Origin of the sequence: Pseudomonas putida, assembly GCF_001941965.1 — a bacterium.
Lineage (GTDB): Bacteria > Pseudomonadota > Gammaproteobacteria > Pseudomonadales > Pseudomonadaceae > Aquipseudomonas > Aquipseudomonas putida_L.
Genome location: NZ_MKZO01000015.1, coordinates 53,134 through 69,517, shown reverse-complemented (window position 1 = coordinate 69,517; position 16,384 = coordinate 53,134). Strand labels below are relative to the sequence as shown.

The window sequence follows — 16,384 nt, the reverse complement described above, 5'->3', positions numbered from 1 at the left end:
GAATATCGAAATAAAAAACACGTCAGGCACCTGACGCGGCACCGCTATATATAGTGGCTATAGAATGAGGTCAAGCGCGGGAGTTCAGCCGCCTGCGCCATCCGGTCGCGAAAACAGCGTCGCTTCGGCCTCGACCAAAGCAAAGCGTGGGACTTGCTCGCCGTCAACTTCCACCGACTCCAGGAACATCGACAACGGCCGCACCCACAGGCCGAATTCGCCGTACAGGGCCTGGTAGAAGACCACCCATTCCTCGCTCTCGGAATGCCGCGCAGTGCCGAAGACACGGTACTCAGGCCCTTTGTAATGCCGGTAGACGCCTGGTTGTATCTGCATGCTGCGGATCCTCTTGAAAAAAATTTTCGGAAAAACAAAAACCGGGGCACCAGGCCCCGGTTTGGTCAACCACGCGATCAGACGCGTTCGAAGACCGTGGTGATACCCTGGCCGAGGCCGACGCACATGGTCGACACGCCGAAAGTACCGCCGTTCTGCTTCATGACGTTGAGCAGGGTACCCGAGATACGCGCCCCCGAGCAGCCGAACGGGTGACCCAGGGCGATCGCGCCGCCGTGCAGGTTAACCTTCTCGTCCATCTTGTCGAGCACTTTCAGATCCTTCAGCACCGGCAGGGCCTGTGCGGCGAAGGCTTCGTTGAGCTCGAAGAAGTCGATGTCGGCAATGCTCAGACCTGCGCGCTTGAGCGCTTTCTGGGTCGCCGGGACCGGGCCGTAGCCCATGATCGCCGGGTCCACGCCGGCCACCGCCATGGAGCGGATCACGGCCAGCGGCTGGATGCCCAGGTCCTGGGCGCGCTGGGCCGACATGACGATCATGCACGAGGCGCCGTCGGTGATCTGCGAGGAAGTACCGGCAGTCACGGTGCCGCCTTTCGGGTTGAAGGCAGGCTTCAGCGCCGCGAGGCTTTCCAGGGTGGTGTCCGGGCGAATGGTTTCGTCGTAGTCGAAGACCTTGAGGAAGCCGTTCTCGTCGTAGCCCTGCATCGGGATGATCTCGTCCTTGAACTTGCCTTCCACGGTCGCCTTGTGGGCGAGCTGGTGCGAGCGCAGGCCGAACAGGTCCTGTTGTTCACGGCTGATGCCGTGCATCTTGCCGAGCATCTCGGCGGTCAGGCCCATCATGCCCGACGCCTTGGCGGCGTACAGGGACATATGCGGGTTCGGGTCGACGCCGTGCATCATGCTGACGTGGCCCATGTGCTCGACGCCACCGACGACGAACACATCACCGTTGCCGGTCATGATCGCCTGGGCGGCGGTGTGCAGCGCGCTCATCGACGAGCCGCACAGGCGGCTGACGGTCTGGCCGGCGGCGGTGTGCGGGATCTGGGTCATCAGCGACGCCATGCGCGCGATGTTCCAGCCCTGCTCCAGGGTCTGGTTGACGCAGCCCCAGATCACGTCCTCGACTTCGGCCGGGTCGATCTTGGCGTTGCGTTCCAGCACTTTGCTGATCAGGTGCGCGGACATGTCTTCGGCGCGGGTATTGCGGTGCATGCCACCCTTGGAGCGGCCCATGGGCGTGCGACCGAAGTCGACAATCACCACGTCTCTTGGATTCAGGCTCATAAATTCACTCTCGCTCTATACCGTTGGGCGCTTAACCGAAGAAACGCTGGCCGTTCTTGGCCATTTCACGCAGCTTCGCGGTGGGGTGGTACAGCGGACCCAGATCGGCGTACTTGTCTGCCAGGGCTACGAACTGGGCCACACCGATGGAGTCGATGTAGCGCAGCGCGCCGCCGCGGAAGGGAGGGAAACCGATGCCGTAGACCAGGCCCATGTCGGCCTCGGCTGCGGTCTCGACGATGCCGTCTTCGAGGCAGCGCACGGTTTCCAGGCACAGCGGGACCATCATCCAGTTGATGATGTCTTCGTCGCTGACTTCACGTTGTTCGAAGACGATCGGCTTGAGCACTTCCAGCACCGAGGCGTCGGCGACTTTCTTCGGCTTGCCGCGCTTGTCGGTTTCGTAGGCATAGAAGCCCTTGCCGTTCTTCTGGCCCAGGCGGTTGGCTTCATACAGGGCGTCGACGGCGGAGCGGCGATCATCCTTCATGCGATCCGGGAAGCCTTCGGCCATCACGTCGCGGCCATGGTGGCCGGTGTCGATGCCGACCACGTCCATCAGGTAGGCCGGACCCATCGGCCAGCCGAACTTCTCCATGACCTTGTCGATGCGCACGAAGTCGACGCCAGCACTGACCAGCTTGGCGAAGCCGCCGAAGTACGGGAACAGCACACGGTTGACCAGGAAGCCCGGGCAGTCGTTGACCACGATCGGGTTCTTGCCCATTTTCTTGGCGTAGGCAACGGTGGTGGCGACGGCCACTTCGCTGGACTTCTCGCCACGGATCACTTCCACCAGCGGCATCATGTGCACCGGGTTGAAGAAGTGCATGCCGACGAAGTTTTCCGGACGTTTGAGGGCCTTGGCCAGCAGGTTGATGGAGATGGTCGAGGTGTTCGACGCGAGGATCGCATCTTCCTTGACCTGGCCTTCGACTTCAGCCAGCACCGCTTGCTTGACCTTCGGATTCTCGACCACGGCTTCGACGACGATGTCGACGTTGGCGAAGTCGCCGTAGGACAGGGTCGGACGGATCGCGTTGAGGGCTTCAGCCATCTTCGCCGGGGTCAGGCGACCTTTCTCGACGCGGTTGCCGAGCAGCTTGGAGGCTTCGTTCAGGCCGAGCTGGATGGCGTCCTCGCGGATGTCCTTCATCAGGATCGGCGTGCCCTTGACCGCGGACTGGTAGGCGATGCCGCCACCCATGATGCCGGCGCCGAGTACGGCGGCCTGCTTCACGTCGCGGGCGATTTCGTCATGGGCCTTGGCCTTGCGCTTGAGCTCCTGGTCATTCAGGAACAGGCCGATCAGGCTTTCGGCGACCGAGGTCTTGGCCAGCTTGGCGAAGCCTGCGGCTTCCACTTCGATGGCCTTGTCGCGGCCGAAGTTGGCGGCCTTCTGGATGGTCTTGATCGCTTCGACCGGGGCCGGGTAGTTCGGGCCGGCCTGGCCAGCGACGAAGCCCTTGGCGGTTTCGAAGGCCATCATCTGCTCGATGGCGTTGAGCTTGAGCTTTTCCAGCTTCGGCTGGCGCTTGGCCTTGTGATCGAACTCGCCGCTGATGGCGCGCTTGATCAGGTCCAGGGCCGCTTCGCCGAGTTTTTCAGGCGCGACCACGGCATCGACCGCGCCCACTTTCAGGGCGTCTTCGGCGCGGTTTTCCTTGCCGGAGGCGATCCACTCGACCGCATTGTCGGCACCGATCAGGCGCGGCAGGCGCACGGTACCGCCGAAGCCCGGGTAGATCCCCAGCTTGACTTCAGGCAGGCCGATCTTGGCGCTGGTGGACATCACGCGGAAGTCGGCCGCCAGGCACATCTCCAGGCCGCCACCGAGGGCGATGCCGTTGATGGCGACGACGGTCGGCACGTCGAGGTCTTCGAAGTCGCTGAAAATGCGGTTGGCTTCCAGGTTGCCGGCAATCAGCTCGGCCTCGGGCAGCTTGAAGTTGTCGACGAATTCGGTGATGTCCGCGCCGACGATGAACACGTCCTTGCCACTGCTGACAATCACGCCCTTGATCGAAGCGTCGGCCTTGATGGTATCCACCGCCTGACGCAGTTCGTTCAGGGTAAGACGGTTGAATTTGTTGACGGACTCACCCTTGAGGTCGAACTTCAGTTCGACGATGCCGCTTTCAAGAGCCTTAACCGTGATGGCTTTACCTTCGTAAATCATCAACTGATCTCCACGATATGGAAGCTGGGACACGCTGACCGCTGTTGTCGTTGTTGTTTCAGACCAGACCGTCAGCATGATAGTCGGGATTCTGTACGAGCTTTCTGACAATACAAACGCTCAATTCATACGCCCGTTTGATTGGGGTGTGCACACATTCAACCAAAAGATGACCTTTGTCAAACCCCCAGAAGCACAGGAAAAAAGCGACTTTGCAGTCAGTTCTGTACGGCTTTTGAGCAACAGGGCATGACGGTGATCGACGATCATTCACGTAAGCGATAGACGCCACGGCCGGGAAATCGATCCGGCCGGGTAAACATCGTGAAGGAGAAAAAAGAAGGGGATTTGACGCGCGCAGAAATGATTTGCCCACTACACTGCGGGCTACTGAAACACTTTCCCGGCCTGCCTGGCCTTTTTTTCCAGTGTCTACAGTGCATTGCAGCCCGCCCGGGTCACCGGGCGGGCTTTTTTCATGCCAGGTTTTTCAGGCCAGGGTCTTGAGGAACTGGGCAACATCCTGCAATACAGCGGCATCCTCACGCTCACCCCAGCACAGGGCGATCATCTGCGTGCCCGCCTCGGCTTTATAGACACTCGGCGGCAGGCGCTTGAGTTGCTCCAGCACCCGCGCGTCCTCGCACGGCTCGCGCCATTGGTTGAGCCAGACGCCCGGCTCGGTCTGCCAATAACTCCAGGTATCCGTACAGCCCTTGCGCCGCGCCTGGTGGTACTGCGCACAGGTCGCCGGAGGCTCGTGCAGCAGCCAGTGCGGCCAGGTCTGCGGCGCCAGTTGCATGTGCAAACCCATGCGCCGCGCCTCCAGGCGCAGGGCCATGCGCCCGCTCATGCGCCGCGACGGCAACAGCCACGCCAGGGGGCTGAGAATCAGCGCGAGGATTGACACAACTACCCAGACCGTCATATCTGTTATTCCTATCAAGACTTTACCGATGAGCGGATCAGCCGCAACTGGATGCGATCAGCCCGAAACGGACCATACTTTCTTTATTACGATTGTCAGGAGAACCCTCATGCCCTACGAACACATTCTGGTTGCCGTCGACCTGACCGAAGAATGCGATCCGGTGATCAAGCGCGCCCGCGAGCTGGCGGGCCCGAGCAATGCCAAGGTGTCGCTGGTGCATATCGTCGAACCGATGGCCATGGCCTTTGGCGGCGACGTGCCGATGGACCTGTCGCAACTGCAACAGCAGCAGTTCGACCAGGCCAAGGAGCGCATGGATCGTCTGTTCAACAAATATCCGGAGATCAACCGCGGCGATTCGCACCTGACCTACGGGCAGCCTCGCCAGGAAATCCACCAGTTGGCCAAGGACCAGCATTGCGACCTGATCGTGGTGGGCAGCCATGGCCGTCATGGCCTGGCGCTGCTGCTGGGTTCGACTGCCAACGATGTGCTGCATGGTGCGCCGTGCGATGTATTGGCGGTTCGCCTGCAGAAGAAAGCTGACTGATCGAACAAAGGGGCCCGCAACGGGCCCCTTCCTTTATCAGCTGTCCAGCTCGGCCCAACGCTCCACCAGCACATCCAGCTCCGCCTGCATGGTCTCCAGGCTGGCCAGCACCTTGGCGGTGTGGTCGATCGGCTTCTGGTAGAAGGCCGGATCGGAGATTTCCTGCTGCACCGCAGCGATCTTCTCTTCCATTTCCTCGATCTGGCCCGGCAGGGCTTCCAGTTCGCGCTGCAGCTTGTAGCTGAGCTTCTTCTTCGCTTCCGGGGCCGCGGCAGCCACCGGCGCAGCCTCGGCCACCGGCGCCGCAACCACGGCACTGTTCAGCTCGGACTTGCCCGACTTGCTCTCGCTGACGCCCAGCAGGCGCGGCGAACCGCCCTGGCGGATCCAGTCCTGATAGCCACCAACGTACTCACGCACGCGCCCTTCGCCTTCGAAGACCAGGGTGCTGGTCACCACGTTGTCCAGGAAGGCCCGGTCGTGGCTGACCATCAGCACGGTGCCCTTGTAGCCGGCCAGGACTTCTTCCAGCAATTCCAGGGTTTCCACGTCGAGGTCGTTGGTCGGTTCGTCGAGGACCAGCAGGTTGGCCGGCTTGCTGAACAGCTTGGCCAGCAGCAGCCGCGCACGCTCGCCACCGGACAGCGCCTTGACCGGCGTGCGCGCACGCTGCGGGCTGAACAGGAAGTCGCCAAGGTAGCTGAGCACATGGCGGCTCTGGCCATCGATCTCGATGAAGTCCCGGCCTTCGGCCAGGTTGTCGATCACGGTCTTTTCCAGTTCCAGCTGGTTGCGCAGCTGGTCGAAGTACGCCACTTCGATACGGGTGCCCGCCTCGACCTTGCCGCCGGTCGGCTGCAGGTCGCCAAGCATCAGCTTGAGCAGGGTGGTCTTGCCGGTACCGTTGGCGCCGAGCAGGCCGATGCGATCCTCGCGCTGCAGGACCATGGAGAAGTCCTTGACCAGGGTCGGGCCGCCCGGGTGGGCGAAGCTGACGTTCTCAAGGACCATCACCTGCTTGCCGGATTTCTCCGCGGATTCGATCTGGATGTTCGCCTTGCCCTGGCGCTCGCGACGCTCGCTGCGCTCGACGCGCAGGGCCTTCAGTGCGCGCACGCGGCCTTCGTTACGGGTACGCCGGGCCTTGATGCCCTGGCGGATCCACACTTCTTCCTGGGCCAGGCGCTTGTCGAACAGCGCGTTGGCGGTTTCCTCGGCGGCCAGCGCGGCCTCCTTGTGCACCAGGAAGCTGGCGTAGTCGCCATTCCAGTCGATCAGGCCGCCGCGGTCCAGTTCAAGGATGCGCGTGGCCAGGTTCTGCAGGAAGGAACGGTCGTGGGTGATGAACAGCACGGCGCCGGGGAAGCTGCTCAGGGCATCTTCCAGCCAGGCGATGGCGCCGATATCCAGGTGGTTGGTCGGCTCGTCGAGCAGCAGCAGGTCCGGCTCGGACACCAGCGCCTGGGCCAGCAACACACGACGACGCCAGCCACCGGACAGTTCGGCGAGGGTCTTGTCGGCCGGCAGTTGCAGGCGGCTCAGGGTGCTGTCCACCAGCTGTTGCAGGCGCCAGCCGTCACGGGCCTCGAGGTCCTGCTGGACGTGCATGAGCTTTTCCAGATCGGCATCGCTGTGGATGTTCTGGCTCAGGTGGTGATACTCGGCAAGCAGCGCACCGACGCCCTGCAGGCCCTCGGCAACCACGTCGAACACGGTACGGCCGTCGGCCACCGGCAGTTCCTGGGGCAACTCGCCGATCTTCAGGCCGGGGGCACGCCAGATTTCACCGTCGTCGGGCTTTTGCTCGTCCTTGACCAGGCGCAGCATGCTCGACTTGCCGGTGCCGTTGCGGCCGATGATGCAGACCCGCTCACCACGGGCGATCTGCCAGGACACCTTGTCCAGCAAGGGCATGGTGCCAAACGCGAGGGACACATCGCTGAATTTGAGCAGGGTCATGTTGTTCTCCAGAAAGCGGGCGCGCATTCTACCCGACTTGACCGCCCGGCACAGCCTGCCCCGATACAAGCACAATGCTTTCATCGACTGCGGGCAAACGGCTAAGCTAAGGCGTGTGAACCCACAGTGCTGGCGACGCCGTCACTCGTTTTGGTCAACTGTCTGGAAGTCTCATGCGCCGCCTGCTCAACCTCGTTTCCTGCCTGCTTCTCTCCGCCTCGGTGGCCGGTATCGCGCAAGCCGCCGATCTCGCCCAGCAACGCCAGATGTACGACGAAGCCAAGCGTGCGCTGGCCAAGGGCGACAGCGGTCCGTACCAGCGTTATGCCGCTGCCTTGCACGACTACCCGCTGGAACCCTACCTGGCCTACGACGAGCTGACCGCGCGTCTGAAAAGCGCGAGCAATGCGGAGATCGAAGGCTTTCTCGCCAAGAACGGCGACCTGCCCCAGGCCAACTGGATGAAACTGCGCTGGTTGCGCTGGCTGGCCGAGCGCGGCGACTGGCAGCCCTTCGTCAAGTACTACGACCCGAAGCTGAATTTCACCGAACTGGACTGCCTCAACGGCCAGTACCAGTTGGGCCACGGCTTGCGCGCCGAGGGCTATGCCACGGCCGAGAAACTCTGGTCGGTAGGCAAATCGCAACCTGCCGCCTGCGATGCGCTGTTCGAACGCTGGGCCGCAGAAGGCCAACTGACCGAACAGAAACGCTGGTTGCGCACCAAGCTGGCGGCCCAGGCGCGCAACTACGCCCTGGCCAACAGCCTGGTGAAGACCTTGCCGACCCTCGGCAACGAAGGCCGGCTGCTGGTGGATGTGGCACAGAAGCCGGAGCTGCTCAACCAGCCTTCGCGCTTCACCCCGGCCAACGAAGCCATGTCCGACGTGGTCAGCCTCGGCCTGCGCCGCCTGGCCCGCCAGGACCCGGAGCGGGCCATGGCCCTGCTCGATGACTACGCCAACCGCATGCACTTCTCGGTCGAGGAAAAAGTCGCCATCGCCCGCGAGATCGGCCTGACCCTGGCCCGCCGCTACGACCCGCGGGCCCTGGACCTGATGACCCGCTACGACCCGCAACTGCGCGACAACACCGTCAGCGAATGGCGCATGCGCCTGCTCCTGCGCCTCGGGCGCTGGGAAGACGCCTACGACCTGAGCAAGCGCCTGCCCCAGGACCTCGCCACCACCAACCGCTGGCGCTACTGGCAGGCCCGCAGCCTGGAGCTGGCACAGCCGCAGAACCCGCAGATCCCGCTGCTGTACAAGACCGTGGCCCGTGAACGTGATTTCTATGGCTTCCTCGCCGCCGACCGTACGCAGACGCCTTACCAGTTGAACAACAAGCCGCTGGTGATCAGCCAGCAACTGATGAACAAGGTGCGCAACACCCCGGGTATCCGCCGCGCCCTGGAATTCCATGCCCGCGGGCAGATCGTCGATGGCCGTCGCGAGTGGTACCACGTCAGCCGTCACTTCAACCGCGACGAAATGGTCGCCCAGGCGCGCATCGCCTATGACCTGCGCTGGTACTTCCCGGCGATCCGCACCATCAGCCAGGCGCAGTACTGGGACGACCTGGATATCCGTTTCCCGATGGCCCACCGCGACACGCTGGTGCGCGAGGCCAAGGTACGCGGCCTGCATTCGAGCTGGGTATTCGCCATTACCCGCCAGGAAAGCGCCTTCATGGACGACGCCCGTTCCAGCGTCGGCGCCAGCGGCCTGATGCAACTCATGCCGGCGACGGCCAAGGAGACTGCACGCAAGTTCAGCATTCCGCTGGCGTCGCAGAGCCAGGTGCTGGATCCGGACAAGAACATCCAGCTGGGCGCGGCGTACCTGAGCCAGGTGCACGGGCAGTTCAATGGCAACCGGGTGCTGGCTTCGGCGGCGTACAACGCAGGGCCTGGCCGGGTGAGGCAGTGGCTGCGTGGTGCCGATCATCTGAGTTTCGATGTGTGGGTCGAATCGATTCCGTTCGATGAAACCCGGCAGTATGTGCAGAACGTGCTGTCTTATGCGGTGATCTACGGGCAGAAACTCAATTCACCACAGCCGTTGGTGGATTGGCATGAGCGGTATTTCGATGATCAGTGATGTGTAGTCTTTGAGGGCCCTATCGCTGGCAAGCCAGCTCCCACAGGTGCATACACCGGACCTGTGGGAGCTGGCTTGCCAGCGATAGGGCCCTCAAGAACACAGAAAGCCTACTCCAGAATCTCCACTTCCATCCCCACCTCCAGCACACTCTCCCCATCGGCCACCAGGTTCTGCCCGAACATGGCCTCCCCTTCCTTCTGCCGATAATTCATCAGGGTCGCGAACGGCTCGCGGTCCGCACTGCGCTCGCCCGTGGCCGGGTCGATGGTGGTCAGGATGCAACGCCCGCAAGGCTTGACCACCCGGAACGTCTGCTGGCCAATCCGGATGCGCTTCCAGCCGTCCTCGGCAAACGGCTCGGCCCCCTCGATCACAAGGTTCGGCCGGAACCGCAGCATCTCCATCTCCCGCCCGACCTTCCGGCTCAGGTCATCGAGCGACGCCTGCCCGATCAGCAACAGCGGAAACCCATCGGCGAACGCCACCCGGTCACTGTTCTCACCATAACCGGAAGGCAGGTAGCGGGTGCGCTGCTCGGGCACATGCACCAGGCGCACGGGACGGCCCATGAAGCTGCTCAACCACTCGGCAGCCTGATCGCCGGCGTCCGGCACGCGCAGGGTGTCGCGCCAGATGGTCACGCCGCGCAGCTCGTCATCCGGCGCCGGCACGGCGACATGCAAGGTGGAGAAACCGGGAGCATCGAGCAACAGCCCGCCATCGGCGGCATACAGCGCCGACAGCTGGCTCATCTGTGGAAAGGCGCGCTGGGTCAGGAAGCGGTTGTTGCCGGCGTCCACCAGCATCCAGCGACGATCACCGGCCAGGCCGAGCAGGCCCGAGGGCGACCGTTGCAAGGCCTCGGGCCGCCCCGACTTGAGCGGATAACGATAAAGCGCACTCAGCTGCATGGACAGGCTCCCCTGGGAAAAGAGAGCAGCTTACACCCGACGCGGGATCAGGCGGTGGCTTCGTCCATCTGCAGGCGCTGGCGCACCACTTCCACCAGGCGATCCGGCTGGAACTTGGAGAGGAAGTTGTCGCAGCCGACCTTCTTCACCATGGATTCGTTGAAACTGCCGGACAGCGAGGTATGCAGCACCACGTACAGACCACGCAGGCGGGCATCGCTGCGGATCTCGGTGGTCAGGCGATAGCCGTCCATTTCCGGCATTTCCGCATCGGTGAAGACCATCAGCAGTTTCTCGCAGACATCCACACCGCTGTCCGCCCAGCCCTTGAGCATCTTCAGAGCCTTAAGGCCATCACTGGCCACATGCAGTTTCACCCCTAGTTGCGACAGGGTTTCCCGCAGTTGCGCCAGGGCCACGGTGGAGTCGTCCACCAGGAGGATTTCGCGGCCATAGGCACGCTGCAGCACCGGATCCTCCAGCTTGTCCCGGGACACCTTGGCGTTGTACGGAACGATTTCCGCCAGGACCTTCTCGACATCGATGATCTCGACCAGTTGCTCGTCGACCTTGCTGATGGCCGTGAGGTAGTGCTGGCGACCGGCGCTGGTCGGCGGAGGCATGATGGCTTCCCAGTTCATGTTGACGATGCGGTCCACGCCGCCCACCAGGAAGGCCTGCACCGAGCGGTTGTACTCGGTGACGATGATGGTACTGTTCGGCCCCGGCTCCAGCGGACGCATGCCGATCGCCTGGGACAGGTCGATCACCGGCAGGGTCTGGCCGCGCAGGTTGACCACGCCGCACACGTAGCTATGGCGCTGCGGCATCAGGGTCAGCTTGGGCAGTTGCAGGACCTCCTGCACCTTGAAGACGTTGATCGCGAACAACTGCCGGCCCGCGAGGCGGAACATGAGGATTTCCAGGCGGTTCTCGCCTACCAGCTGTGTCCTTTGGTCTACCGTGTCGAGAATGCCAGCCATTGAATCCCCCAAGCTTGTTGCAAAAAGTAAAAAGCATTGGCCCTATATCGGCCGCGTGCGAGCCATCTTGACCCCTTGAAGAAAAAGCGCGCGGGGCATTGATGTCACTTTAGCATCATGCTTTACTTTGCTCACGGCCTTTCCTGCCCTGCCCCGCAACGGGGTGACACCCGAAAAACCTCATCAGGGAAACCCTTATCAACAATCGGGCTGGACCTGATATTCGTGATATCCGTTAGCCATTAATGTGACGCCATTCTCAATGCATGAATGGAGTCAGGCCTGTGTTCGCGATCAAACTGCTGTGGCCAGCCTCCCTTCCTGAGCCTTCGTCCGTCTGCCCCGGCGCTTTGGCGGGAGCGGACTGATGCGCAACGACACACCGGACCTGAGCGCCCTGCAGGATTTCCTGGGTGACGCTCATCTGCTGCTCAGCCGTGGGCAGGAATGCCTGCAACATTTTCGCCTGATCGGCGAGGATGCCGATGCCAGCCATTGCCTGATCCATACCCTCGCTTCCCTTAGGGATAAGGCGCAGTCCGTGGAACAGTTGCAGATCGCCGATTTCTGCGCAGCGCTGTGCGCGGCGCTCGCCCCGGTCGAGCACCGCAACCGGTTACATGGAGCGGCCCTGGGCATCCTCGAAGCCTGCCTGTGCCTGCTGGCCTGGCAGGTGGAGTTGATCGACCCCCACAGCGGCGCGCTGAACCTGGACGCCGAAGAGCAGCAGGAATTGCTCGATAGCCTGGAAACCACGCTGCGGGCCACGGCGCAAACGGCCTGAGCGAAGCGCCAGGCCCTCTGGCACGGCCATCCTGGCAGACGATCGTATACAACCAAAGTCCAACTAAGCGGCTCCGGAAAACATATCTGGCATACATATCGCACTGTTTTGCCCGCACACTAAACGTCAACTAAGCCGCCTCTTTCCATACAACTCCACCAATACGGAAACAGCACATGCCCGCTTTCACGCAAAGTTCGAATTCGCCAACGGTAGTGGCAAAGTGCTAGAATCGGCATTCGATGGAACGACCGTACCAGCCCGTAAAACCTGACTCATCGGCCAATCACAGACCCGACGACCAATTGGGTGCGAAGTGATAACATGCGCCACCCGAGCCGTTAGCCTACTGTTGGCCATGCTGGAACATGGCGCTTTCAGCGCACTGAAAAAGTGCCTGGCCGCCCTGTTGCAACATGATGATGAAAGTTGTTGAAGGCCTTCCCCAAAAGCCTTTCAATCAACCCCGGACTGGCTTTGAAAAGTGATCTTTCAGTGGCTTCATTTCCCGTGTATTCAAGCCTCAAGACCTTGACCTGCTGCCCGCGTGGCGCGGCCCTGCTGCATCGGGCCGTCGCACTGTCGTGCCTGGCATCGCTGCTGGCCGGGCTGCTCTGCTACCTGAACGCTACGCCAGTACCGCTGTTCCTGGTGCTGCTGCAGATCGTCAGCCTGCTGGGCGTGCTGTGGACAGGCCAGCAGCGCAAGAACACCTTGCTGATGTCGCCGCAGGAGCTGGCCGACCGCCTGCTCAAGGTCCAGGAAGGCGAGCGTCAGCGCCTCAGCCGCGAACTGCACGACGACATCGGCCAGTTGCTGACCGCCGCCAAGCTCCAGGCCGACTGGCTGCACCGGCGCATCCCGGAAACCCTGCAGGAACACTGCAGCACGCTGCGCAGCACCCTCGACGACACCCTGTCCAACGTGCGCAACCTCGCCACCAGTCTCGCCCCGCGCCAGCTCAACAGCCTCGGCCTGGAGGCCAGCCTGCGTGCGCACCTGCTGCGCACTCTGGAAAACACCGAGCTGCGCTGGAGCCTGGAATGCAAGAGTCGCCTGGAGGGCATCCCGGAAGACATGGCCATGGCCGCGTTCCGCATCACCCAGGAAGCGGTGACCAACGTGTTGCGCCATGCCCGTGCGCACAACCTGATCGTCAGCTTCCAGCGCCAGCCCGAGGGCCTGGCGCTGTCGATCAGCGACGATGGCCAGGGTTTCCTGCCCTCTTCCGATCCTGGCGGGGAAGGCCAGTGCGGCATGGCCGGCATGGCCGAACGCGCACACCTGCTCAACGGCAGCCTCACGGTGCACAGCGACCCAGGCAAGGGCACGCGGATCGATGCGCCCTTCCCCTGGCCTCCCCGCACGCGCGAGCGCGCCCACTCAAGTAAGACTTCATGACCTGTAAATTGCTGCTGGTGGACGACCACTCCCTGATCCGCGCCGGCGTACGCGCCCTGGTTTCCGACATCCCCGGCTATACCGTGGTGGGCGAAGCCTGCGACGGCAGCCAACTAGTGGACCTGGTGCGCCAGCTCGATCCGGATATCGTCCTCCTCGACCTGTCGATGCGCGCCATGGGCGGGCTGGATGCCCTCAGCCAGTTGCAGGCCGAAGGTACGCGCTGCAAGGTGCTGATCCTGTCCATGCACACCGACCCGCACCTGATCATGCAGGCCCTGGAAAGCGGTGCCCACGGCTATCTGCTCAAGGACACCACGGCCACCGAGCTGGAGCAGGCCCTGGCCGCCCTGAGCAACGACGAGCGCTACCTGAGCCCGGCCATCGCCCACACGGTGATCAACCAGGCGCTGCTGCGCGGGCAGAAGCCCGAGCCGGTGGAAAACCACAACCTCACTGCGCGCCAGCTGGAAATCCTGCGCCTGATCGTGCGCGGCAAATCCACCCGGGAAATTGCCAACGGCCTCGGCCTAAGCGTGAAGACCGTGGAAACCCACCGCTCGCAGATCATGAAACGCCTGCAGATCTACGACGTGGCGGGCCTGGTGCTGTTTGCCGTGCGCGAGCAGATCATCAGCCTCGACGACTGAGCAGCGGCGACTGTGCCGGCAGATGCAGGCGCAGCGCCCCGGGCAACACGCGGAAACGCAGGTTGTCGCCCTGCAGGGGTTCGCCGTCGAGGTTGATGTCCAGCCCCTGCGAGCACTTCACGTCCACCCACGGCAAGCGCGCACGGACGAACATGCTGTCCAGCCCCAGGCCGCCCGCCAGCAGATCACGCAGGGTACCGACCACTTCCTGTGGCGCCGGCAGGATGCTGATATCCAGCAAGCCGTCGTCCACCACCGCCTCTGGGCATAGCACATGCCCGCCACCGGCCTGGCGCCCGTTGCCGATGCCCAGCGCCAACAGCTCGCCCTCCCAGTGGAAATCCGGACCCTCCAGGCTCACCGAGGCCGCGCCTAGCTCGGTGAAGCGGGTCAGGCCGGTAAACAGATAGGCCGCAGCGCCGAGCACCTTCTTCAGGTCTTCAGAGGTCTGCGCGGTCACCTGGCTGCCAAAGCCGCCAGTGCCCATATTGAGAAACACCTCGCCATCCACTTCGCCCAGGTCGACAGGTCGCGCTGCGCTTTCCAGCAGTTCCAGCGCAGCGGCCGGTTCCAGCGGGATACCTGCGGCGCGGGCGAAGTCATTGGCCGTGCCCAGGGGCAGCAGGACCAGGCTGGCCTTGCTCTCGGCCTTGACCATGGCGTGCGTGACATCCCGCAGGGTGCCATCGCCACCGCCGGCAATCAGCTGTGGATAACCGGCGTCCAGGGCTTCCTTGACCAGGCGCTGGGCATCACCGCCCTCCCAGGTCAGGCGCACATCCAGTTGCCAGCCGCGCTCGCGCATGGCCTGTACCGCCGCGCGCACCTCCTCGTTCAGTGCCTGCTTGCCATGCAGGATCAGCAGTGCCTTGCGTTCGCTCATTGGATCGCCCTCCCCGGCGGATTATCGATTGCCTATCTCGACCATCGGCGACAGGGAAAAGTTGTGCCGTCTTACGAACGGCGTGGAAAAATCCTGCAGGCACGACCATGCTTCGACAAATAATTGGCCAATAGTGACACCTAAATCAAAAAAGCCATTTAATTGACGACAACCCTGTAGCGAGGACGTGTCATGCGCGTACTCTGGACCTTGCCCTACCTGCCCTGGCCCCTCACCAGCGGCAGCAAATCCCGTCAGTTCCACCTGTTGCGCGGCATGGCAGAGCGAGGTCATCGCATCACCCTGCTGAGCCAATCCAAGGTCCCCCTCGGCGACGCCGCGCGAGAAGCCCTGGCACCGCTGCTGGAGCGCTTGATCGTGCTGCCGCGACGCGCCCTGCACAGCCCGCTGAACCTGCTGGCGGCGATCTCCGCCGGCTATCCGATGCGCGCCTGCATCAACGGCCTGGCGCCCCACTTGCGCCATGAGTTCGAAAAGCTCCTGCAAGAACACTGGGACGTGATCCAGATCGAGCACAGCTACGGCTTCCAGCCTTTCGAACGCGCCCTGCAGGCCAGCGGCCTGCCCTTCATCGTCAGCGAGCACCAGGTGGAATGGTGCAAGGGCGCCGCCTGCCAGGACCGACTGCCGCTGTGGCTGCGGCCGTTCAACAGCTTCGATGGCTGGCGCTACCGGCGCTGGGAAACCCGGGTCTTGAAACAGGCCAGCGAAGTGGTGGCGGTCAGCCCCTGGGATGCCGAGCAGATCAGCCGGATGACCGGGAAACTGACCGAAGTGGTGGTCAATGGCGTCGATTGCGCGCATTACCAGCACATCGATTTCGCGCCCCACAGCCAGCGCCTGCTGTTCGTCGGCAATTTCGAGCACTGCGCCAATCGCCAGCCCATCGAATGGGCGCTGGAAGAGATCATGCCGCAGGTCTGGCAAAGCAATCCGGCGGTCCGCCTGGCCATTGTCGGGCACGCACTGCCGGCGCAATGGCGTTTGCACTGGAATGATCCGCGGGTCGAATGGATCGGGTACCTGCCGGACCTGCGCGAACTGCAACGCTTGTCGGCGGTGTTCTTCGCACCGTTGCGCCAGGGAGGCGGGTGCAAGGTCAAGCTGCTGGAGGCGATGGCGGCGGGGTTGCCGGTGGTGACGACGAGGGAGGGGGTGTCGGGGTTGCAGGTGAAGCGCGGGGAGCATTATCTGGATGGGGATGATGCGGGGGATCTGGCGTTGACCTTGACCCGGTTGTTGAATCAGCCGCACAGGATGCGCCAGCTGTCCGAGGCCGGGCGGGCGTTTGTGCGGGAACGGCATGACTGGAGTGTGGCGGCGATGCAGTTGGAGGGGGTGCATCAGCGGTTGATGAGCAGGCCGGTTGGGGTGGGGGATATTCCTGGTGCTTTGGGTTGTTCTTGAGGGCCCCATCGCTGGCAAGCCAGCTCCCACAGGC

General features: G+C 63.0%; 14 protein-coding genes. 6 read left to right on the top strand and 8 right to left on the bottom strand.

Annotated features, from left to right (window positions below):
• Positions 1-84 precede the first annotated feature (84 nt).
• The 4 genes from PSEMO_RS10810 to PSEMO_RS10795 form a co-directional block, all read right to left on the bottom strand.
• Positions 85-336: a DUF1653 domain-containing protein gene (locus PSEMO_RS10810; RefSeq protein WP_009404614.1), complete on the bottom strand. Its 252-nt coding sequence runs from the start codon at positions 334-336 to the stop codon at positions 85-87.
• Positions 337-413: 77 nt separating this feature from the next.
• A complete protein-coding gene (fadA, locus tag PSEMO_RS10805; RefSeq protein ID WP_075803065.1) occupies positions 414-1,589 on the bottom strand; it encodes an acetyl-CoA C-acyltransferase FadA in 1,176 nt (391 codons plus the stop codon).
• A gap of 31 nt (positions 1,590-1,620) precedes the next feature.
• Positions 1,621-3,768, bottom strand: a complete 2,148-nt coding sequence (gene fadB, locus PSEMO_RS10800) for a fatty acid oxidation complex subunit alpha FadB (RefSeq protein WP_075803064.1) — start codon at positions 3,766-3,768, stop codon at positions 1,621-1,623.
• Between the two features lie 490 nt (positions 3,769-4,258).
• Positions 4,259-4,696 carry a hypothetical protein gene (locus PSEMO_RS10795; RefSeq protein ID WP_075803063.1) on the bottom strand — a complete coding sequence of 146 codons (438 nt, stop codon included), beginning with the start codon at positions 4,694-4,696 and terminating at the stop codon, positions 4,259-4,261.
• Between the two features lie 109 nt (positions 4,697-4,805).
• Between PSEMO_RS10795 and PSEMO_RS10790 the strand changes: the two genes are divergently transcribed.
• The gene (locus PSEMO_RS10790) at positions 4,806-5,249 is read left to right on the top strand and encodes a universal stress protein (RefSeq protein WP_075803062.1); all 444 of its coding nucleotides are present in this window, start codon (positions 4,806-4,808) and stop codon (positions 5,247-5,249) included.
• Between the two features lie 36 nt (positions 5,250-5,285).
• On the opposite strand, the gene PSEMO_RS10785 is transcribed toward PSEMO_RS10790, so the two are convergent.
• Positions 5,286-7,208, bottom strand: a complete 1,923-nt coding sequence (locus PSEMO_RS10785; protein WP_075803061.1) for an ATP-binding cassette domain-containing protein — start codon at positions 7,206-7,208, stop codon at positions 5,286-5,288.
• A 173-nt stretch (positions 7,209-7,381) separates the two neighbouring features.
• Here PSEMO_RS10785 and PSEMO_RS10780 point away from each other — a divergent pair, with 173 nt between their 5' ends.
• On the top strand, positions 7,382-9,307 hold the full coding sequence (locus PSEMO_RS10780; RefSeq protein WP_075803060.1) for a transglycosylase SLT domain-containing protein: 1,926 nt from the start codon (positions 7,382-7,384) through the stop codon (positions 9,305-9,307).
• Between the two features lie 110 nt (positions 9,308-9,417).
• Here the strand turns inward: PSEMO_RS10780 and PSEMO_RS10775 are convergent, their stop codons facing one another.
• Together PSEMO_RS10775 and PSEMO_RS10770 are read right to left on the bottom strand one after the other, a co-directional pair.
• Positions 9,418-10,221 (bottom strand): MOSC domain-containing protein, encoded by an 804-nt coding sequence (locus tag PSEMO_RS10775; RefSeq protein WP_075803059.1) that lies wholly within the window; start codon positions 10,219-10,221, stop codon positions 9,418-9,420.
• 47 nt (positions 10,222-10,268) lie between these two features.
• Entirely contained in the window at positions 10,269-11,204 is a 936-nt protein-coding gene (locus PSEMO_RS10770) for a chemotaxis protein CheV (RefSeq protein WP_075803058.1), read from the bottom strand.
• A gap of 367 nt (positions 11,205-11,571) precedes the next feature.
• On the opposite strand from PSEMO_RS10770, the gene PSEMO_RS10765 reads away from it, so the two are divergent.
• The 3 genes from PSEMO_RS10765 to PSEMO_RS10755 all read left to right on the top strand — a co-directional run bounded on the left by PSEMO_RS10765 (position 11,572) and on the right by PSEMO_RS10755 (position 14,039).
• Positions 11,572-11,988, top strand: coding sequence for a hypothetical protein (locus PSEMO_RS10765; RefSeq protein ID WP_075803057.1), 417 nt, complete (start codon positions 11,572-11,574; stop codon positions 11,986-11,988).
• 510 nt (positions 11,989-12,498) lie between these two features.
• Positions 12,499-13,389, top strand: a complete 891-nt coding sequence (locus PSEMO_RS10760; RefSeq protein WP_075803056.1) for a sensor histidine kinase — start codon at positions 12,499-12,501, stop codon at positions 13,387-13,389.
• Positions 13,386-14,039 carry a response regulator gene (locus PSEMO_RS10755; protein WP_075803055.1) on the top strand — a complete coding sequence of 218 codons (654 nt, stop codon included), beginning with the start codon at positions 13,386-13,388 and terminating at the stop codon, positions 14,037-14,039. The genes PSEMO_RS10760 and PSEMO_RS10755 overlap by 4 nt, the downstream gene beginning before the upstream one ends.
• On the opposite strand, the gene yegS is transcribed toward PSEMO_RS10755, so the two are convergent.
• Positions 14,023-14,922 (bottom strand): lipid kinase YegS, encoded by a 900-nt coding sequence (yegS, locus tag PSEMO_RS10750; protein WP_075803054.1) that lies wholly within the window; start codon positions 14,920-14,922, stop codon positions 14,023-14,025. The two genes, PSEMO_RS10755 and yegS, sit on opposite strands and share 17 nt — an antisense overlap.
• 192 nt (positions 14,923-15,114) lie before the next feature.
• Here yegS and PSEMO_RS10745 point away from each other — a divergent pair, with 192 nt between their 5' ends.
• Positions 15,115-16,350 (top strand): glycosyltransferase family 4 protein, encoded by a 1,236-nt coding sequence (locus tag PSEMO_RS10745; RefSeq protein WP_075803053.1) that lies wholly within the window; start codon positions 15,115-15,117, stop codon positions 16,348-16,350.
• Positions 16,351-16,384 lie beyond the last annotated feature (34 nt).

Excerpts from the sequence above, each read along its gene's own strand:
- PSEMO_RS10795 (WP_075803063.1), bottom strand. The coding sequence starts at position 4,696 with ATGACGGTCTGGGTAGTTGTGTCAATCCTCGCGCTGATTCTCAGCCCC.
- fadA (WP_075803065.1), bottom strand. The coding sequence starts at position 1,589 with ATGAGCCTGAATCCAAGAGACGTGGTGATTGTCGACTTCGGTCGCACG.
- yegS (WP_075803054.1), bottom strand. The coding sequence starts at position 14,922 with ATGAGCGAACGCAAGGCACTGCTGATCCTGCATGGCAAGCAGGCACTG.
- fadB (WP_075803064.1), bottom strand. The coding sequence starts at position 3,768 with ATGATTTACGAAGGTAAAGCCATCACGGTTAAGGCTCTTGAAAGCGGC.
- PSEMO_RS10770 (WP_075803058.1), bottom strand. The coding sequence starts at position 11,204 with ATGGCTGGCATTCTCGACACGGTAGACCAAAGGACACAGCTGGTAGGC.
- PSEMO_RS10810 (WP_009404614.1), bottom strand. The coding sequence starts at position 336 with ATGCAGATACAACCAGGCGTCTACCGGCATTACAAAGGGCCTGAGTAC.
- PSEMO_RS10775 (WP_075803059.1), bottom strand. The coding sequence starts at position 10,221 with ATGCAGCTGAGTGCGCTTTATCGTTATCCGCTCAAGTCGGGGCGGCCC.
- PSEMO_RS10765 (WP_075803057.1), top strand. The coding sequence starts at position 11,572 with ATGCGCAACGACACACCGGACCTGAGCGCCCTGCAGGATTTCCTGGGT.
- PSEMO_RS10745 (WP_075803053.1), top strand. The coding sequence starts at position 15,115 with ATGCGCGTACTCTGGACCTTGCCCTACCTGCCCTGGCCCCTCACCAGC.
- PSEMO_RS10785 (WP_075803061.1), bottom strand. The coding sequence starts at position 7,208 with ATGACCCTGCTCAAATTCAGCGATGTGTCCCTCGCGTTTGGCACCATG.
- PSEMO_RS10790 (WP_075803062.1), top strand. The coding sequence starts at position 4,806 with ATGCCCTACGAACACATTCTGGTTGCCGTCGACCTGACCGAAGAATGC.
- PSEMO_RS10755 (WP_075803055.1), top strand. The coding sequence starts at position 13,386 with ATGACCTGTAAATTGCTGCTGGTGGACGACCACTCCCTGATCCGCGCC.
- PSEMO_RS10780 (WP_075803060.1), top strand. The coding sequence starts at position 7,382 with ATGCGCCGCCTGCTCAACCTCGTTTCCTGCCTGCTTCTCTCCGCCTCG.